Below are 18,216 nucleotides of genomic sequence, written 5' to 3' on the forward strand. Positions count from 1 at the left end.
GCCTCCTGCTTCGCGTTAGTTGGTCGTAATCTGGACCATCATCGGCAGTTTCACAACGTTTTTGAAATCGGAAACAATGTGAAAGGCGGAGTTGAACAAGTTTTGTATGCTAAAGGCGCACATACGAGTTGCTGCGCAACTCTGCCTCTGGCATGTTCGAAAGATGGCGATCTTTCATTGTCAGGTGAAGCCGATATCTCGATCAACGGGCCGCAGCTCCGTAGCTGCTGCCGCGTATCGATCCGGCACGTCCCTGCACAACGAGAAGGAGGGGCACACCTATAACTTTTCCAGCCGGTCTGGGAGCGTCGTTCATTCGGAGATCGTTATTCCGACCGGATCGAACGCAGCATGGGCGTTAGATCGCGGGGCACTCTGGAACGCGGTTGAGGCGAAGGAGAAACGCAAAGACTCTCGCGTTGCGCGAGAGTTTGAAATTGCACTGCCGCATGAGCTGGATGAGGAACAGCGTGTGGAGCTGACGCGTGCGTTTGCCCGAGATTTGGCTGAGCGATTCGGCGGGGCGGTAGACTTTTCAATCCATAAGCCGGACCCGCGCGGAAGCGAGAAAAACCATCATGCGCATATCATGATGACAACCCGGCAAATATCGGATGCAGGGCTGGGCGAAAAGACGGTTATCGAATGGGAGAACAAGAAGCTTCTTCGCCGTAATATGCCGACGACAAGCTTGCAGATGAAAGAGGTTCGTCTTGCGTGGGAGCTGCTAGCGAACGAGGCTCTTGAGCGGGCCGGACATGACGTTCGCATAGATCATAGGTCACACAAAGCACGTGGGCTTGAGATAGAGCCAACCCGGCATGTTGGCGTTCACGCAACTGCCGTAGAGCGCAAGGGCGCTGTGATAAGCCGCGAGCGCATTGACGCCGAAAACGCGCGATCTAATGCGGAGATTATCCGGGAAAAACCCGAGCAAATAATTGACGTTTTAAGTGGAGAAAAAAGCGTCTTCACCAAGGAGGATATCGCCCGCGCCTTGCATCGGTATATCCATGATGATGTCGAGGCGTTTCAGGGTGCTTTGGCCCGTATAATGGCAGCGCCGGAGCTGGTGCCTTTGCGCGGCGATAAGGCTGACGGAATCGAGCGTTTCACGACGCTGGAAATGTTCACGATTGAATCGGACATGATCGAGTCGGCTTACCGACTTGCGGCCGAGAGATCGCATGGAGTTCATCCGGGTAAGGTCGCGACAGCGATGTGGGCGCAGGATGAGAAAATCCGCGCCAGCGTTTCCAAGGCTACAGCCGCGAAGGTTGCGCGTGGCGAGATGACGGAGGGCGAGCGGGCCAAGGCAATAGCCGATGCGGGCTTGTCGGCCGAGCAGCGGCGCGCCGTCGAGCATGTAACCGGTGATAACCGGCTTGCTGTTGTCGTGGGTATCGCTGGCGCTGGAAAATCCACCATGCTTGAAGCGGCGCGTGAGGCGTGGGAGGCGCAGGGCTATCGCGTTTATGGTGCCGCCCTGTCCGGCAAGGCGACTTTCGGGCTTCGGGAATCTTCCGGTATCAAGAGCCGCACCCTCGCCTCGTGGCAGAGCCGTTGGCAACAGGGAAAGGCTCAGATCGGCAAGGGGGACGTGCTCGTCCTCGATGAGGCCGGGATGATCGGAAGCCGCCAGCTTGCCCGCTTTATTCGGGAGGTCGAGGAACGCGGCGCGAAAATTGTCCTCGTAGGCGACCATGAGCAATTGCAGTCGATCGGGGCGGGCGCGGCTTTCCGCGCGATCGGGGAGCGCGCCGGCGTGGCCGAGCTGGTCGAAGTCCGCCGGCAGCGCGAGAACTGGCAGGCCGACGCCACTCTGAAATTCTCCAAGCAACAGACGGCCGAGGCGCTGCGCGCTTACAAAGATCGCGGCGGCGTCGTCATGGAGGAAACGCGGGAAACGGCGCGCAGCGCGCTTCTTTCCGATTACCTAGCTGATCGTGCACAGCGTCCGGAGGGATCACGTGTCATTCTTGCCCATCAGAATGCAGACGTTACCGCCCTCAATGCTGAAATCAGGGTGACCTTGCAGGCGCGTGGCGAGCTGGCGCAGGGCGCGGAGGCTGGCGAGCTGGATTTCCTGACCGACAAAGGCACGCGGGCTTTCGCCGCGGGCGACCGCATCGTGTTCCTTGAGAACAACGACAGCCTTGGCGTCATGAATGGCACCCTTGGGACCGTCGAGGCGGTGAAGCGGGGTCGGATCGTCGCCAAGCTGGACAGTGGCAGGCGGATCGAGGTTCCGACTACGGAATATACCGCTTTCGATCATGGCTATGCGACCACCATCCACAAGTCGCAGGGTGACACCGTGGACCGGACGTTTGTGCTGGCGACGACCAGTATGGACCGCCACATGACCTATGTAGCGATGACCCGTCATCGCGATATGGCGAAGCTCTATGCCGCCCGCGAAGATTTCGAGCGGGGCGGCGGTCGTCTTGTCGAGCATGGGAAAGCGCCGTTCGAGAACAACCCGGAAAACCGCGACAGCTATTTCGTGACAGTCGCCAATGATAACGGCCAGCGGCAAACGATATGGGGCGTGGACCTAGAGCGCGCCGTGCGAGAGGCAGCGCCGGAGATCGGCGACAGGATCGCGCTTGAACAGACGGGGCGGCAGGAAATCACCCTGCCTGATGGCACCAAGGCGCATCGCAATGCGTGGGAGGTCATCGACCCCGACGAGCTGGCCTATCGACAGCTTGAAAAGCAGCTAGGCCGAGACGGATCGAAGGAGGTCACGCTTGATTACATGCCGATCTCCCGCGAGGAAGCCCGGCAGCAGTCAGAGGCCGAGCAGGAGCGGTCAGCGGAGCGGGAAGAGGCTGCACCAGTTCCGTCGCCCAATCTCGCGCCCCGTACGGGCGGAATTGACCGCGCGGCCTATTTCGCCGCTCGCGATAAGGCCCTTGCCCGGGCCACACGTTTCGACAGCGCAGAGACCCGCGCTCCGGCGTCACCCGAGAGAGCGCAGCCTGTAGCGCAGGCAGCAGCTCGACCGGAACCGCAAAACAAGCCTGCCGACCGCGCCGCAGCCTATGAGGTCGCAAAACTCAAGGGAATGCGGGTTATCGGGAACCGGCGAGCCGCCGTCGATGAGGCGCAGCAGCGGAAAGACGCCCAAAGGGCAACGAATGAATTCAAAAAGGACAGAGATGAGCGGTTCGACCGCTAACTAATCCGCAGGAGGCGGGCCGATGAGCAAAATATCCCAGAGCTTCGAAGAGACGAAGCACGAGCATGAGGCCATCGCCCGTGAGAAGAACGACGCGCACCGGGAGAAGGAAAAGGCCAATCAGGACAAGCTGACCGGCGAAAACCGCTCCGCGATGCAAGAAGGCATCGCCAAGAGCGACAGTGCGGATTCCGCCGCCGTCAGCGAAGCGGAATCAGCATGGCAAGCCAAGGTGGCGAGTGTCGAGGCCGAGCATCAAAGGGAGGTCAGCGCCGGGCAGGCCGCGCGACCCTCCATAGACCGGAGATCCGCGTACCTGGCTGTGCGTGAGCGGCAGGAGCAAACCTCCGCTCAGGAAAAAGGTTTTGACCGCGCAGAGGCGTACCGAACGGCCCGAAGCGGCGAACGCTCGACCGAACGGCAGGAGCACGGCACAGGTGATCGAGATGACCGGTTCGACCGATAACAGGAGTAATTGCCGATGCGGGTATCTTTTGAGCATCTGAAATTGCCAGTGCGTTTAGACTTCGGGCTGCACTCTTTTGTGCAAGTTAGATCGGATGGAGACAAGCGGTTCACGGTCTATCTCGAATTGATTGCCAGACCGAGCGATGAGAGTATCGAAAAGGCATATGATAATGCTTGGGGATTGCTTGGTAATGTCGAGGGAGGCGGGTATCGTTTCGAGCGATCTTTCACCGACCCTGATAAACTTCCAAGTCTGTTGGAAACGTTCTTCGATAGAAGCCGCGTAGAGGATGCCATTCGGGCCGTGATGCCGCCGCCCGAGATTGAACCCTCTGGTACACCAAGCCACTTGATATTCATCGACATTGACGGCGTGCTTTTGTCCTTCAGGAGCTGGACCACGGCACACAATGCGCCCCTGTGGCGTTTGCCGGTCGAAAGCCGCATGAAACACCTAGAGCTGGATCAGACCAGCATCGGCTTGTTGGTCAGGCTGTGTGACCGCGCGCGGGCCAAGCTCGTGCTAACCTCAACATGGCGGAAGACGTGGCCCGACGATCTTGAGGCCCTGCACGGTCGCTTGATTGAACAGGGTTTGCGCCGCGAGTTGTGGCACTCGGAATGGATGGTGCCCGTTATCCCTGACGGCACCAAATGGCAGGAGCTTGCGCAGTGGGGCGGTTGGTCGTCTGACGCTATTGCGCTCGTTATCGATGACGAGCTGCCGCCCGAGGACGCGCCCCCGGTGCTGGCGGAACAGGCAGTTATTCTGCAAGCCGACAAATTTGAGGGGTTAGGAGCCTATAACTATTTTGACGCACTGGATGTCTTCGGCGTCGAAGACGGAGCAGTGAAGCCACCGAAGGGATTGCCCCCCGAGCGAGGTGTGTCACCTTACCCCACGATGAAAGCTGTGCGCTCCCGGCTCGCTCCGTCGATGTTTCGCCCATGAGAGCGGGCTTCCGGGGCAAGGCGTCAGTGGGTGTGTAAAATCTAGGAAGCGAGCATGATCATGAAGAACCACCCCCATCCCGGCGAAATATTGCGCGAGGATGTTCTAGCGCCTCTCAACATCGATGTGACTGATGCAGCTCAGCGCCTCGGAATGGCGCGCTCGACGCTTTCGCGTATCGTCAACGGCCGTTCGGGCATCACCGCTGATCTGGCAATCCGATTAGAGCGAGCTGGCGTCGGGACGGCTCGTTCATGGATGGTTTTGCAGGCCAATTATGAGCTGTCGAAAGCAATGGAGCGGAAACAGCCCGCCGTTCGTCTGCTTCAATCGCCAGCCCCTTAAAAAGCCGAACCCCAGACGGTCACCCGTCCGGGGTCGATAGTAAGATAGAAAGAAACGCTTTTGCCGAGCGCCGTTTCCGCCGCAGAACTTACGCTGAGTCGCCCAAGTTTCAAGAGGCCACACAAGCGAGATGGCAACCCGAGCAAGATAACCCGCCCCCTACGGCCCTACAGCCCTATGTGAGAGAGCGGGCCTACGGGGGCTAGTCGTCGGCGGTTGCTGGCCCCGCTGTTATTTCCGGTCGGATCGTAGCCGTTGGATGGTCCATCGGCTGACACCATAGGATAGCGCCACAACGGAAGGCGCTTCTCCCCTGTCCAGCCGCTCAAGCGCTTCCTGCTGCTGATAGGGGGTCAACTTGGTCGGCGCACCGAACCGTACGCCCCGCGCCTTGGCATGCGCCCGCCCTTCGCCGGTTCGAACCTTGATCAGCTCGCGCTCGTATTCCGCAAGCCCGGCAAGGATCGCCAGTAGTAGCCGACCATGCGGGCTTGTGGTGTCAGCCCATGCGTCACCCAAGGACCGGAATCCGGCTCCGCGCTTCGCCACAGTGTCGAGGATCAGGTGCAGGTCTAACGAGGATCGGGCGAGGCGGTCGATCCGCGTTACAATGAGCACATCCCCTTCGTTCAGCTTATTGAGCAGACCCTTTAGGCGGGGGCGCTCACGCGCTCCGCTGGCCACCTCGCGCACAATCGTCTCACAGCCTGCCGCGCGCAGCGCCTCCGCCTGTGCTGCAACATCCTGTCCATCCGTCGAGACTCGCGCGTATCCATAAATCATGGGTCGTTTATGCACCAGATTTCTGCACCGTGCGAGAGGGTGCAAAATCAGCATCTTAGCTCATGGTGCAAAAGTCTTGATTTATGCACCGCTTGCGCGCAGAATCCATGCGTGTAGCAAGGAGCCAGTGTCGTCATGATCGAGGAAGTCCGTAAAATCGCAGGATCGTCAGAAGTCTGGCGTCTTCCGGCAGTTGCCACCTATGAGGACTTTGACAGCCCGTCAGCAACGCAGCGCTACACGGAAACGCTCTACAAAGCAGAGCACTCCGGTTATTACCTCATGATCATGCGCGATCTGTTCGAAGTCTCTCAGGATGCCGCTTTTTCATGGCTGAATAGGCGCGGGTTCAATGACGTGGTGATTCATCTATACTGCGCCCTTGAAGGATCAGAGATCGAGCGAGGGACGGAGAAGGACTATGTTGCGTAATCTATTAGGAAGAGGCCCGGAAAAGAACGCAGAGCTGCCAGACGTGCGCTCGCTCTATGATCCCACGTATTTTGACGGCAGAAAGCTGATTGCAAACCCGGAAAACGAATATGGGGTCTTGCTAAACTTAGGGCTTCAAAATGAGGTTGCCCGCATCGACACCAAAGAGCGGCTTGATACCCTGATCGAGATTCAGCGCGAGCTGCTGGAAACACAAAAAGCCATTCTGGACGCCTTGCAGCGGCCGGAGCGCTCCTAACCTACCTTGCAGTAATGTAGCACCTTCCGGCCGTCCTCACTGTCGATGGTGATGGAGATCGCCAGCCTTCCAATCCGGGTGACGGTCCCTTTTGCCGGGGTAGTGCCGTCGCCGGTTCCGTCAGCCGCCTCACTCTCCACGTTGATCGTGAACGGCACCACGTTGCCCCTGCCCTGCCCCATCTCGACATTGCCGGTCACAGCGGAAACGTCTTGATTATCGTCCCAACGGTTCCCGGCAATGGTCAGGTGCTCAGTGGAATCCGCGAGGTCAGAGGCCAGAAATTTCCGGCAATCCGCATCGTTGCGCGGCCCTCTGTCCGTCTCGGCCGCTGTGCTGGCCAGATAGTAAGCATAGCGGCCATCCAGCGAGCTTTGCGCGGCAATGGCGTTTGCCGGGGCGACAACGGCTAGAGCAAGTGCGGCGGTCCTCATGATGTCGCTCATAGCCCATCCTCTTCCCGTGTCATCAGCATAAGCATGTGCGCAAGCGCGCTATCGGTGTGGCCTTGTAGGTTCTGCGCGCTCGAGGTAGCGGCGCGCAGCTCGAGCGCGCTTTGCCGTGTCATGTTGATGGCGAGGGAGCGGAGATCGGCGTCGGCATTCGCGATGGCACTGCCGCTGCTGGTCATATAGGTGCCCTCACCGCCAGCCATCGCATTCGCGTTGTCACTGTCGCCAGAGCTGGAAGGTGTTTCCGCCACGGTCTGGCCGGGAGTGCAGCTATTCGGCAAAGTCTGGTTGCGACCGGCGCGCACCGCCGCCATGCCGACGACCGGAACACGCTCCTTCAGGTAGCGCTCCGGATTCACATAATACCATGTGTTCGGGGACGCGGATCGCAGCGCGTCGGCCGTCGCATAGCCGTTCGGGTCTTTTTTGTTGCCATCGGCCGGAAAGGCGCAATCGTCCGTGCTCGATCCCGGCACGCACTTTGTTGCGGAGATCGCGCTTGCAGGTACTTGCACCTCGAAATGCAGATGCGGTTTACCGGCCGATTTCACATCACCGATTTTGGCGATTTCCTCTCCGGCGCTTACGTCCCTCGGGTCGGGTCGTGAAGCCGAGTGAAGGTACAGGGTGCGGAACTGATCGCCAGTGACCTTCACACCCATAGAACCAACGGTGAGCTTGCCGTTATGAGCCGCAAAGAGCGGCTGACCGTTTGAGGCATGGCCCTGCGCCCCTTGCGGATAAATGTCCGATCCGCGATGCCAGCCATTTCCCGCGCCAGCGCCAGGTCGATCCCAAGCGCCGTATTCGGAAAAAACCACAGGGCTTGTGACAGGGTGCGCCACCAAGCAGGAACCGGCCCCGCCGCCCTCTCCCCCGGTGCACTGTTCGTTGACCTGATTTTCCGCGACGTAGGTTCCGGCGCAGGTGCCGTTTCCGTCTACCGCGTCGGAGCCTGTGCCCTTGTTGGTGCAGTCGCCGCCGCTCGTCAGCCAGTATTTCAGACCGCCAGCGCCGACGAGATGGCTACCGGCGATTAGTCCGGCCCGCGTGACCGGAACACCGTTTATGGTCTGGCCGATATATTGCTGCCAGTTGCCGAGGTAGCTCAGATTCTTCTCACCATAGGCCAGAAAGGCGTTGTCCTGTGCGGTCGGGTTCGACAGGTAATCATCCAGCGATTTCACGCCGTCCTTGCCGGTCCAGTTGCCGCCAGCGTCCATGTACCCGGCATCCTGCAGGGCCTCATCGCCCATCTGATAGGCCCCATAAAAACCGTTCCCGGTGTTGGTGGAATAGTCGCCGGAGCCTTCGGACTGGCGGATATTGCGCATGAAGCCGCCGCAGTCCGTCGCGGTTGGTTGAGCGTTTCGGGCTTCGGTCAGGGCGGTTGTCGCCAGCAAAATGCTGACTGCGAAAGCGGATCGGCGCAGGATCATGGCAGATCGACCTCCGTTCCGCAGATGGTCAACCTGCCTTCCGTCACGTCGAGCTGATTGAGCGCGCCGCAGGCAGTGAACGGCTTGCCCGAGGTGGCGACCTCATAGGACGGCGTAAGGCGCTGTACGCTCCATGTGCATTCATCCGGCCTGCATGACTCGGCCGACCGGAACGACGACACCAGATATTGTGCGGACCCGGCTTTAAACAGGCCGTAGGAGAAGCTGTAGGCCCGCCCACCTACAGCCTTGATTTCGTCGGCCCACACGTTGCGCATGATGGTGCCGATGCCATTTTTTGGGTCTCGGCTCTCCGGCGCGCGCAGCTTTGTGAGCGTCAGCGGTTCGGCATAGGCCGAGCTGGTGACGAGTATGGATGACAGAGCAGCGGCGCTGATAATCGACCGCAAGAATGCTTTCCTTGGCTTCATTATTTTTTACCTCCTGTGCCGGAGAGCTGCTTGCTATCCCTCTGCTGACGCAGACGGGAAACCTGATTGCCGGTTCCGGCCAACGATCCGCGCCCGCCAATGGCAATTTGCGCTGCCGCAGCAGCAGCCGGATTTCCAAGCATCCCCTCCCCGCGCTGCGCTTGAGAACCGAGGTAACGGCTCATACCGGCGTCGGCCATATCCATCACGTGATCTCCAACACCGTCGATCAGGCCGCAGCAGATGGAGACCAGCGCTACAGCCGCCGAGGCGTAGATCATGAATCCACCTACCGCTAAGGCGATGTTGCTCAACTGCCCCCCGGCGCTGAGCGGCCCGGCATAGGCCATGGCCGCATATGCGTTTCGTGTGAGAATGTTGAGGAAATCCAGCCCCACGCGCATGAGCATCATGCAGAAGATAAGTCCGATGATGATGAGAGCCGGGCGCACCAGCAATGCCAGCAGCACCATCAACGCCCGCGCGATGCTGGTGCCCTGTAGGCTCCCGTCGCGGTTTGGATAGAACATCTGCATCAGCCAGAACGGCGCTGTGATGATCGTCTGCACCGCCAAGATCAGCCACGAGAGCGCGGCGAGAAAGAAATAGATCAGCGGCATATACGGCACGACTACGGCCAGCAAAAATCCGAAGGCGACCAGAAGCCATCCCGCAGGGCCGACTGCTTCCAGCGCCTTCCCAAAGACGAAACCACCTAAGCTTGCTTTGCCGATAGCGGACTCCGCGCCTATTTCACCCGCCTTGGCGGCTGTAACGAGAGTACCACCAGCAGCGAGTATGGCCCCGCCTGTCGTCTGCAATTGCGGGATAGGATCGGCCCAACCTTCTCCGTTCAGGGAGTTGCCTTCATTGTTCTGGCCCATCATCCCAATAATCCAGTCGGTCAGACGGCCCCAGCCCATTCCAGCGCCGCGAATGGCCGCAATGTCGGATGAGTTCGTGCCTAATCCGCTATCGCGGTTTGCGCTGTTCAAGAATGTGCCCGACATCTGATCGAGGTTGGCCACATCAGATGCATATTGTTTGAAGAACACTTCGAGTTCATTTGAGCAGGTTGTTTTCCAGACCGCCCAAGAGCCGGATACGACACAGCCCCATGCAGCCGCGAGATCGCGGGACGCAGGGGTGGCAGAGACAGATATCCCCTTGCGGATGCCGTCGCGGGCAGAGGTCGCATTCACCAAAATGCGCTGATACAGCACCGCATAGAACCAGCCGTTCCTGTTCGAGGCAGACATTGCCTGCGCAGTGATTTGGCGCAGTTCAGGCTCGGATTGCTGAAACTGCGTGTTGATGGCTTGCTTCGCCGCAGCTACGACCGCTGCAATCGATTGGCCTATGGCGTCCACTTCTGCCGGGCCGCGCTTGCGAGGACCATCCGTAGGATAAAGGATATCCGTCAGCTTCTGCGCTTCGGTATCGAGCGACGAGAGGATTGCATCGGCTCCGGCTTTACCTGTCCGCGCGGCGTATTTGCTGATTGTGTCCGCGATCTGGTTCTGAATCGCTAAGTTTGACGGATCGGTGTTCGCGTTCGCCTGTGCGTTCGGGGTCGTCTTCTCAATGGAATAGGTGGCCGTGACGCCGCCGCAAAGCCCGATGCTATCATTCAGCGAAGCAGGAGCTTTGAAGTAGATGCTACGCTGCGCAAATCCTTCCTGTGTATCTCGTACCTCTGCCCCTGAAACCGGGGTAATCTGACCATTTGTCGTCGCCATCGCGGTGAGACTTTTGTTCAGCGAGCGCTTGCACAACTCACCACCCACACGGGCCTGTAGTGCCTGCGTTATAGCCGTCCGCAGATCGGCCTCGGTGCCATCGCCGCCATCACTCCACCAGCCGCTTTCATTCAGGTTCGTGAACGTCTTGTTGACGGCGGTAGAACTCGCCATCTTCTCCCCGGCGAGCCGCCACATCGCATCCCCGAGGCCCGAGGACCAGACTGCTACCTGCATCGTTCCAACTTGCAGCGCACTGTATCCATTAAAGGCCGGGAAGCAGAGGATTGCGCCCACCCCGGCCAAAACAAGCGTCCAGCTTGGGTTCATCGAACGCCCGCCCGCCTCGCCATCATTGGCCGTGTTCTTCAGACTCGCGAAAATCAGGTAAGTTGCGACAACCGCGATCACCGCGAGCATCGCCACGTTCAAGGTGGTGACGAGCTGGGCCAGAATGTCGTTTGTGTTGTCGCAGGTTCCCCCAGTTGGGGCCGCTTGCCCGCCCGGCACCCATAGGTAATCGAACGTGCAGCCGAGGATACGCCGCAGGAATACAAGGCCCGCACTGTAATCTTCGGGTGTGAATAGCTCCGCTATATCTGGTTGATTTTCCATGCCGCCCTCGAATTCGACATTGTTTTTGAAATCAAAAACACTGTGTAATTGCAGTATTAAAAGATTTTAACTCAATCGAGAATCCGAGCAAAGCAAATAGTTTCACAGTGTTTTTGAAATCAAAAACACTGTGAAACTCATATGTACTTTATAATTTGCCTCAGGATTCGCCATCTATTATTGATTGTGCTTTAATTTCTGGATTCGATGTGAACCGGAGCAACAATCACGGAGGCAAGGATGGCCGTTAAACCGCCAGTTCGCATAATCCCCGGCGTTGTAAAGAACGAGCACAGATACGTCGCCGCCGCTGCCCGTACGGCTTTCCGGGTGGATCGCGCCGCCTGTCCGACTTGTACGGACGGGTTACTTCAACCGACCAACGATGACGAGACGCGGCGCTGCGATCATTGCGGCACTGTGGTCACGCTCGACGATCTGGCGATCTTGAACGGGGCGTGGCTGGATGACACAGCGGTGCAGCGCCGCGACTATTGCGAGCGACATGCCCGGCTGCTGGTGCAGATCGATTTAACCAGCCTTGCGCTGGCAGGCGCATGGGGCGCTTTTTCTGGCTCATGGTCGCCGCTCATAGCGGTCGGGATTTTCTCGGTCCCGATGCTCACCCAAGCCTTTATGTTCAGGTATCGCGCTTGGCAGGCAGCAACAGGCCGTGTCTACGAGGCAAAGGCACCGTTCGGGGACTTCATGCGCGACGAGCTGCGCGGCCTCACAGGTGGGCGCGGATGACGTTCTGCGGCTCCCATGGCGCGAAAATCACCCCCTTGAGAAATAAGGGGTTGCAGAATCGGCCAAATCATCGCTTACATGTAAGAATGAAGCAACGTACGGAACAGATTCGGAAGGACGTAGCTGCGCATCGTGCGCGGCAGGCGGCCGCTGGACGTATGTCGCTCACCACCTTTGTTCCTACTGAGCTAGTCGAAGCCATCGACAAACTCAAGGAGCAACGGGGCGTGCAATCGCGCGCACCGATCATTGAAGAAGCTTTGAGGTTCTATATCGAGAACGCACCGAGGGCATAAAACGAAAAACCCCTGACCGTTGGCGCGGTAAGGGGTTTTTGGATTGTCGGAACGACCTTGTTGGGAAGCCCCAGAAACTGCTTTCCAACATAGTCGAGAGACCGCCACCCTGCAAGACATGAGTCTTGCGGGAACGCAGAATCTTTGTCCGCTGTCCATGCCCTCCCGAAGGAGGACGAAGGACTATGTTTGGACAAGTAGGAGCGGTGCTTGCAGGGGCACCGAGAGCGGACGCGTGCCTACGCCCTACAGGCACGAGCGTGGACAATCTTGTTGCTGTGATCCGGGCGATTGCGGGGTACACATCTGAGGCCCAAATAAACGACTTTATCCAACTCGTTCATGGGCCTCTGTCGCAGACGTGTGGCGGGCAGTTCGATGACCGAGAAACATCGCTCCTCCGTCAGATGGCCGAAGTTCGACGGCTCGAACTCCAAAGCGCACGTCAGAAGCGGCTCCCCCCTACGCGGAGCTGGTTTCCACTGCGTGCGAAGTCCGATCAATCGCGAGAGCAGGCCGCTAGCGGCAAGCGCGATCCCGAACGATGGGCGAGGAAGCAGCGTCTAGGCGGGTTAGCCGCCCTACCCCCGGCCGACGATTACGAAGGTTTCACCGAGGGCGAGCGCGCAGCGCTCTATATCGTCGCGGCCGATGTCCGTGAGCTTGGGGCGTGCCGCTGCACCGTCGCAGAGATCGCAGATCGCGCCGGGGTCGGCCAGACGACAGCGCGAAACGCCATCAGGAAGGCAAGAGCGCGCGGTTTGATCAAGGTCGCGCACCGGCCACAGTGGCGGAACAAGTGGCTTTCCAACATCATCACCATCGTCTGCAAGACCTGGCTAAGCTGGTTGAAGCGCTTTCGGCCCAATCTTGGTTTTAAGTTCAAGGGTGTCAAAAAACCGGCGTCCACAGATACCTACGGATTTAAAAATAAAAACGGACAGCCTGATAATCAGCCAAACGGTGGCCCTACGGGCCGCTTTCAGCGGTTTGCTAGCCGCAAACCACCGTCTGGCTGACGGCTGAGACCCCAAGCCGCATCCTCAGCGCCAAAATACCGCAAGATTCGCGCTTGCCGCTGCTGTCGCATGGGCTTTCGAGAGGAAGCGGGCGGATAGGTCGGCGCTCAAACATGAAATCATGCAAACATGCTTGCATGTAAGCATGAAATATGCGATTGTGTTTGTATCGTACGAAACAAAAGAGGCTTTCATGTCCCCCGCCAATCCGACAGCGAAAACCTACGCCGCACTGAATCAGGCGTTCGACTTCTTCAACAAGCGCCTTTTCGGGGGCGAGCTGCCGCCCTGCCTCGTGACCTTGCAGCGCAAGAACAAGGCTTATGGCTATTTCGCGGGCGGGCGGTTTGGATCGAAGGACGGCGCGGAGATCACCGACGAGATCGCGCTGAACCCGTCGCATTTTAAAAGCCGCACCGATGAGCAGAGCCTTTCGACGCTCGCGCACGAAATGGCCCATCTCTGGCAACACCATTTCGGCAAGCCGTCGCGCTCCGGCTACCACAACAAGGAATGGGCGGCGAAAATGCACGCGATTGGCCTGCACCCGTCAGACACCGGCCGACCGGGCGGCAAGGAGACCGGGCAATCGTGCAGCCACTACATCATCGAGGGCGGCTCTTACGCCCGCGCGTATGCCGATCTGGCGGCTCAACCCGACTTTTCCGCCCTCTATGTCGAGCTATGGGACGACGCCGAGGCCCGCAAAAAGCGCAAGGCGAAGTCGGCCAGCAAGACCCGCTACACCTGCCCGTCATGTGACATGAACGCTTGGGCGAAACCCGGCGTCCGCTTGGTGTGCGGCGAATGCGATGAACCGATGGCAGCGGAGGAAACGGAGGACTGATTAACGGTTTTGCAATGCAAACATGCTTTCATGCTTGGCAGAAAGCATGCAATCTAACTTGCATGAAAGGATGCAAACATGATTACAGTAGCGTTCTGCACTCAAAAAGGTGGGACTGGCAAGACCACGATAGCGACGGCGCTTGCGGTCGCCGCCCATCGGGCCGGTAAGAAATCAGCCTTGCTCGACCTCGATCCGCAGACAAACGCCGTGAACTGGTTCGACCGCCGCGAAGGGGACGGCCCCGATGTGGCCTCGATCCAGCCGGGGGCTATCCGGCGCTCGCTAGACGCCTATCGCGGCCTTGGCATGGATTGGGTGTTCATCGACACGCCCGGAAAGATGGACAGCGCATCGACCGAAGCGGCCAAGCATGCCGATATGGTCATCATCCCCACACAGGCACAAATTTTCGCAATCGACACCTTGGAGCCGCTAAAGCGCCTGCTGGACATGGCAGGCAGTCCGCCCGCCTTCGTGGTGCTGAATCTGGTGCACCCGAACGCCGGGGGCAGGGCGGCTGACGACGCGCTGGCTATTGCCGAGCGGTTCAACATGAGTGTTGCGCCGGTCCACATGTCCCGGCTGAAAGCCCAAGAAGATGCCCCGGCCTTGGGCCAGACGGCTCAGGAGCTTGAGCCGGATGGGCGAGCAGCACAGGAGATCGCCGGTCTTTTCGCATTCCTCACTGAACAGGCAAGCATGATTGCAGGCAAGCATGAAAGGATGAAAGCATGAGCCGCAAGCCGTCTCTCTTGGCAAGCGCCATCAAAACCGCCGAGCAGCCAGCGGCCGACGCGCCGACTATCGAGGCCGCTTCCGACACGCTGACCGAGCCGAAGCGTCGTGCTCGCAGCGTCCAGCCCGCAGGGAGCTACGTCGCGCCGTCGCGGGCGAACAAGACGGCCAAGACGCATTATCTCCCGCCTGCCTATTGGGAAACGCTGGAAGAACTTAGCTTCCGAACCCGCGACCCGCAGGGCAAGCGGATTCCACAGGAGCGGCTTGTCGCTGAGGCACTGAACCTGCTTTTCGTGAAATACAATTTCCCCGTGGTTCGCGAGGCCGAGGAATAACAGGCAAACATGTTTTCATGATTGCATGATTTCATGTTTTCTCGATTGCCAAACGATCATGGTTGAAAAATATACCAGAACAGGTATAAGGTTTGTATGAAGCAGGAAGAGCGTCCGCTTGAGTGGATCGGCAGCAGCTACAAAGACCTGATGCAGCTCCCGGCCGATGTACGGAAGTCGGTCGGGTTCGCGCTGCATTTCGCGCAGCATGGCGAGCAGCATCCGGCGTCAAAAGTGCTCAAGGGCTTTGGCGGCGCTGGCGTCTTGGAGGTGGTCGAGAACGATGTGGGCGGCACATACCGGGCCGTCTACACGGTTCGGTACGAGGAAGCGGTGTTCGTGCTGCATTGTTTCCAGAAGAAGAGCAAAAGCGGTATCGCCACGCCGAAAGAAGACATGGACGTTATCAAGGCGCGGCTCAAGGTAGCCGAGGCTATAGCCAAGGAGATGAGAGATGCAAACGCGCGTCGTTAATGGAATCGAGGTGACGAGCAGTTCCGGCAATGTCTTTGCCGATCTCGGTCTACCTGACGCCGACAAGCTCAAGGTGAAATCCGGCCTGATGATCGAAATCACCAAGGCCGTGCGGCGGCTTGGATTGACGCAGGAGGAAGCGGGGCGGCGCATGGGGCTTCCACAGCCGAAGGTGTCGGCCCTGTTGCGTGGTGACTCCGCCAACCTGTCAGAGCGCAAGCTGATGGACGCCCTGAACCGCCTTGGCTACGATATCGAGATCACAGTGCGGCCTACGGCCGATCCGGTCGGGCACCTGACGCTAGCGGTTGCCTGACATGCGGACGCGGCCTAGCCGCGTCGTGGCCCGGAGGCGAACGCGCTTCCACATTGCGCCGTAGAGAGCCGGAGGGCCTTCACTGACAAAGCCCCGGCGCGAAGCGCCGGGACCGCTTATTCCGCCCCTCTGGAAACGCCCGCCACGCTTTACCAGGACGAGCCTTGGAAAAGCGTGGCTCCGTGACCGTCCTTACGCCTCTTGCCCCGGCAGAGGCACTTTCACCTTTATCACCGGCCAGTCACCGGCGAAGTTCAGATAGCCTTCCAGATCCGGAAGCTTCTGGATCTCCGAGGGCAGCACAAGCCGCTCCATCACAATGTTGGCCGAGTAGGTGAGGGAGCCGCCTCCACCAGTTGCGAAACTGGTGTGATCCTCTTTCATCTCCCTGTCCCCGAGCTGTTTCGACAGGTACTCGGCCGCATTGCCTTCGGTGGTGCGCAGCACGAGCTTGTTGCTGAAATTGTTCATCAGCGTTTCGGCCCGGTTTTCGCTGTAGGTCTCGCGGAGCTGCGCGAAGTCCTGCACCGCGACGACGATTGCGACACCTGCCTTGCGCAGGCGGGTCGCGCCGACGAGCAGCGCCGGGATTTCACCGAGGGAGTTCAGCTCGTCAATGATGATCCACGTGGTACGGGCAGGGGAGGGGCCTTCGCGCCGGTTGAGCGCTGACGTCACCATGATATCGACCCACGCGGCCAGCAGATCGCGGGCGAGGGTCATTTCATAGTCGGAGTAGGGGAGGAACATCCATTCGGATGTGTCGGAGGCGATCCAGTCACGCAGCGAGAAATCGCCGTCCTTGACGTAGCGCCATGCCTTCAGGTTGGCGATGAAGCTCATGCGGACGGACTGGAGCCGCCGCGCGTTGTAGTCGTCAGACGCGGCCAGAACCTCGGCCGTGGTTCCGGCGACAAGCGGGGCCAGCTCGTCGGCCTCGGCCGAGATGAGGACGCGCTGTAGCTCGGCATTGGAGAACTTGCCGTCATAGACCTCGAACAGGCCAGCGCCGACCGCCCCAAACAGAGATTTGGCCATGTCGTGCCATTCGGCAGAATTGCCGTTTCCTTCCGGCACGAAGCCGGAGGCGAGCCGGTCCCAATCATGCAGATCGCGCGCCTCGTTCGACAGCCGCCACCCCATGCTTTCCTCATGGAAGGGTGACAGGATCACGTCGCCATCCTGACGGAAAGCGCGCATGAACTCGCTGTTGTTGTCGAGCACGATTGCCCGGTCCCCACGTGCCCGGATCGTGTCGAGCAGGCCGCGCAGCGCTGTGGTCTTTCCCGCGCCGGTCGAGGCGGCGATTGCGGTGTGCATTCGCTCGTGTCCCGGTGGGAACGGAACCCCCGCAATCGCCGCCGCAGGCGGTCGATTGGGATAACGCTTTTCAAGCTCCGCAAGGTAGCTTTCCCTGCTGGCAAAAGCGGCCCCGCGCATGTGCTCCCGGCTGACCCCATCCGGCGAACTCAGAGCGGACCGACCGAGCAGAAAAATGACCAGCAGGAGCGCCGCTGTCGCGACGATGAACGCGACCGTAGGAGCGCCCGCGACATAGGTGTTGTAACCGGGATCATACACCGCGCTATCGCGCAACGTGTTAACGATGAAGCGGGCGACATACGCCGATCCAATGACAGTCGCCCATAGTACGCCAGCGAATACGAGAACGCGGCGAACGCCGTGGTTTCCTTGCACGTACTGACCGACGACACGGGCACCTTGTCGCCGCGAAGCGGCGACCGCAAAAAATCCAAAAACCGCAATCCCAATCAGCCACGCAACGCCACTCATCGGCGCTTTTATGTGGTCTGCTCCCTGACCCACAATCGAGTAAACCGACAAGCCCACCATCAGCAGGAAGGCCCATTTCGCGCGTGTCAGGCTTTCATCCTGATCACCGCGCAGCAATGGCATAAGGCGACTAAGCATGATCGGGCTTGCTGATTTCCGACAGCAGCTCCGCAAAAATCTGGCGGTCATGTTCGCGCGTCAGGTGGCCGGGAAGCTCCTTCGCAAGCCAACCGCGCAGGAGCTTTGATGCCTCGCCGCCGCCCTCGATATCTCGCAGAAGCAGGGTGCCGAGGATTACCTTCCTGCGGGTGTCATTCGCCCGATCTGTTTGGGACTTGCGCGCCCTCAATGCCTTGGCCTGCTCTTCCAGTTCGGCAATACGTTCATCGATTGAGCGCCTAGCCATGCCTTTATCTCAGCCTCCTGCTTCGCGTTAGTTGGTCGTAATCTGGACCATCATCGGCAGTTTCACAACGTTTTTGAAATCGGAAACAATGTGAAAGGCGGAGTTGAACAAGTTTTGTATGCTAAAGGCGCACATACGA

At 59.3% G+C, this 18,216-nt stretch carries 22 protein-coding genes; 15 read left to right on the plus strand and 7 right to left on the minus strand.

The window, feature by feature from the left end; translation table 11 throughout:
• The 5 genes from ABWW28_RS26395 to ABWW28_RS26415 form a co-directional block, all read left to right on the plus strand.
• Positions 1-285: hypothetical protein (locus ABWW28_RS26395; protein WP_353392817.1), on the plus strand; the 285-nt coding region annotated here is incomplete at its 5' end.
• A complete protein-coding gene (traA, locus tag ABWW28_RS26400; protein WP_353392815.1) occupies positions 185-3,184 on the plus strand; it encodes a Ti-type conjugative transfer relaxase TraA in 3,000 nt (999 codons plus the stop codon). The genes ABWW28_RS26395 and traA, both read left to right, overlap by 101 nt.
• A gap of 22 nt (positions 3,185-3,206) precedes the next feature.
• Complete coding sequence (locus tag ABWW28_RS26405) at positions 3,207-3,650, plus strand: hypothetical protein (RefSeq protein ID WP_353392777.1); 444 nt, start codon at positions 3,207-3,209, stop codon at positions 3,648-3,650.
• Between the two features lie 15 nt (positions 3,651-3,665).
• Entirely contained in the window at positions 3,666-4,604 is a 939-nt protein-coding gene (locus ABWW28_RS26410; RefSeq protein ID WP_353392779.1) for an HAD domain-containing protein, read from the plus strand.
• Between the two features lie 54 nt (positions 4,605-4,658).
• Positions 4,659-4,949: a HigA family addiction module antitoxin gene (locus ABWW28_RS26415; RefSeq protein ID WP_353392781.1), complete on the plus strand. Its 291-nt coding sequence runs from the start codon at positions 4,659-4,661 to the stop codon at positions 4,947-4,949.
• A gap of 231 nt (positions 4,950-5,180) precedes the next feature.
• On the opposite strand, the gene ABWW28_RS26420 is transcribed toward ABWW28_RS26415, so the two are convergent.
• Entirely contained in the window at positions 5,181-5,732 is a 552-nt protein-coding gene (locus ABWW28_RS26420) for a recombinase family protein (RefSeq protein ID WP_353392783.1), read from the minus strand.
• A gap of 135 nt (positions 5,733-5,867) precedes the next feature.
• Between ABWW28_RS26420 and ABWW28_RS26425 the strand changes: the two genes are divergently transcribed.
• Positions 5,868-6,164, plus strand: a complete 297-nt coding sequence (locus ABWW28_RS26425) for a hypothetical protein (protein WP_353392785.1) — start codon at positions 5,868-5,870, stop codon at positions 6,162-6,164.
• A complete protein-coding gene (locus ABWW28_RS26430; protein WP_353392787.1) occupies positions 6,154-6,423 on the plus strand; it encodes a hypothetical protein in 270 nt (89 codons plus the stop codon). Before ABWW28_RS26425 ends, ABWW28_RS26430 begins: the two co-directional genes overlap by 11 nt.
• Here the strand turns inward: ABWW28_RS26430 and ABWW28_RS26435 are convergent.
• The 4 genes from ABWW28_RS26435 to ABWW28_RS26450 are packed head-to-tail and all read right to left on the minus strand — an operon-like array spanning position 6,420 to position 11,099.
• A complete protein-coding gene (locus ABWW28_RS26435; protein ID WP_353392789.1) occupies positions 6,420-6,869 on the minus strand; it encodes a hypothetical protein in 450 nt (149 codons plus the stop codon). The two genes, ABWW28_RS26430 and ABWW28_RS26435, sit on opposite strands and share 4 nt — an antisense overlap.
• Complete coding sequence (locus ABWW28_RS26440) at positions 6,866-8,314, minus strand: M23 family metallopeptidase (RefSeq protein WP_353392791.1); 1,449 nt, start codon at positions 8,312-8,314, stop codon at positions 6,866-6,868. The genes ABWW28_RS26435 and ABWW28_RS26440 overlap by 4 nt, the downstream gene beginning before the upstream one ends.
• Positions 8,311-8,724, minus strand: a complete 414-nt coding sequence (locus ABWW28_RS26445) for a hypothetical protein (RefSeq protein WP_353392793.1) — start codon at positions 8,722-8,724, stop codon at positions 8,311-8,313. Before ABWW28_RS26445 ends, ABWW28_RS26440 begins: the two co-directional genes overlap by 4 nt.
• A gap of 20 nt (positions 8,725-8,744) precedes the next feature.
• A complete protein-coding gene (locus tag ABWW28_RS26450) occupies positions 8,745-11,099 on the minus strand; it encodes a DotA/TraY family protein (protein ID WP_353392795.1) in 2,355 nt (784 codons plus the stop codon).
• Positions 11,100-11,339: 240 nt separating this feature from the next.
• On the opposite strand from ABWW28_RS26450, the gene ABWW28_RS26455 reads away from it, so the two are divergent.
• The 8 genes from ABWW28_RS26455 (at position 11,340) to ABWW28_RS26490 (ending at position 15,877) form a co-directional block, all read left to right on the plus strand.
• Positions 11,340-11,849 (plus strand): hypothetical protein, encoded by a 510-nt coding sequence (locus tag ABWW28_RS26455; protein WP_353392797.1) that lies wholly within the window; start codon positions 11,340-11,342, stop codon positions 11,847-11,849.
• Positions 11,846-12,145, plus strand: a complete 300-nt coding sequence (locus ABWW28_RS26460) for a ribbon-helix-helix domain-containing protein (protein ID WP_353392799.1) — start codon at positions 11,846-11,848, stop codon at positions 12,143-12,145. The genes ABWW28_RS26455 and ABWW28_RS26460 overlap by 4 nt, the downstream gene beginning before the upstream one ends.
• Before the next feature lie 260 nt (positions 12,146-12,405).
• A complete protein-coding gene (locus ABWW28_RS26465) occupies positions 12,406-13,164 on the plus strand; it encodes a winged helix-turn-helix domain-containing protein (RefSeq protein WP_353392800.1) in 759 nt (252 codons plus the stop codon).
• Positions 13,165-13,309: 145 nt separating this feature from the next.
• Complete coding sequence (locus tag ABWW28_RS26470; protein ID WP_353392802.1) at positions 13,310-14,011, plus strand: SprT-like domain-containing protein; 702 nt, start codon at positions 13,310-13,312, stop codon at positions 14,009-14,011.
• Positions 14,012-14,089: 78 nt separating this feature from the next.
• Positions 14,090-14,749 carry an AAA family ATPase gene (locus tag ABWW28_RS26475; protein WP_353392804.1) on the plus strand — a complete coding sequence of 220 codons (660 nt, stop codon included), beginning with the start codon at positions 14,090-14,092 and terminating at the stop codon, positions 14,747-14,749.
• Positions 14,746-15,087, plus strand: coding sequence for a chromosome partitioning protein ParB (locus tag ABWW28_RS26480; protein ID WP_353392806.1), 342 nt, complete (start codon positions 14,746-14,748; stop codon positions 15,085-15,087). The genes ABWW28_RS26475 and ABWW28_RS26480 overlap by 4 nt, the downstream gene beginning before the upstream one ends.
• Positions 15,088-15,183: 96 nt before the next feature.
• A complete protein-coding gene (locus ABWW28_RS26485; RefSeq protein WP_353392808.1) occupies positions 15,184-15,561 on the plus strand; it encodes a type II toxin-antitoxin system RelE/ParE family toxin in 378 nt (125 codons plus the stop codon).
• Positions 15,542-15,877 (plus strand): helix-turn-helix domain-containing protein, encoded by a 336-nt coding sequence (locus ABWW28_RS26490; protein WP_353392809.1) that lies wholly within the window; start codon positions 15,542-15,544, stop codon positions 15,875-15,877. Before ABWW28_RS26485 ends, ABWW28_RS26490 begins: the two co-directional genes overlap by 20 nt.
• Before the next feature lie 192 nt (positions 15,878-16,069).
• Here ABWW28_RS26490 and ABWW28_RS26495 read toward each other — a convergent pair whose 3' ends face one another.
• A complete protein-coding gene (locus ABWW28_RS26495; protein WP_353392811.1) occupies positions 16,070-17,809 on the minus strand; it encodes a type IV secretion system DNA-binding domain-containing protein in 1,740 nt (579 codons plus the stop codon).
• Positions 17,802-18,077 carry a mobilization protein gene (locus tag ABWW28_RS26500; protein WP_353392813.1) on the minus strand — a complete coding sequence of 92 codons (276 nt, stop codon included), beginning with the start codon at positions 18,075-18,077 and terminating at the stop codon, positions 17,802-17,804. Before ABWW28_RS26500 ends, ABWW28_RS26495 begins: the two co-directional genes overlap by 8 nt.
• Positions 18,078-18,216: the final 139 nt, after the last annotated feature.

It is taken from the genome of Brucella sp. NBRC 14130 (assembly GCF_040371715.1).
In the GTDB taxonomy this organism is placed as follows: Bacteria; Pseudomonadota; Alphaproteobacteria; order Rhizobiales; family Rhizobiaceae; genus Brucella; species Brucella intermedia.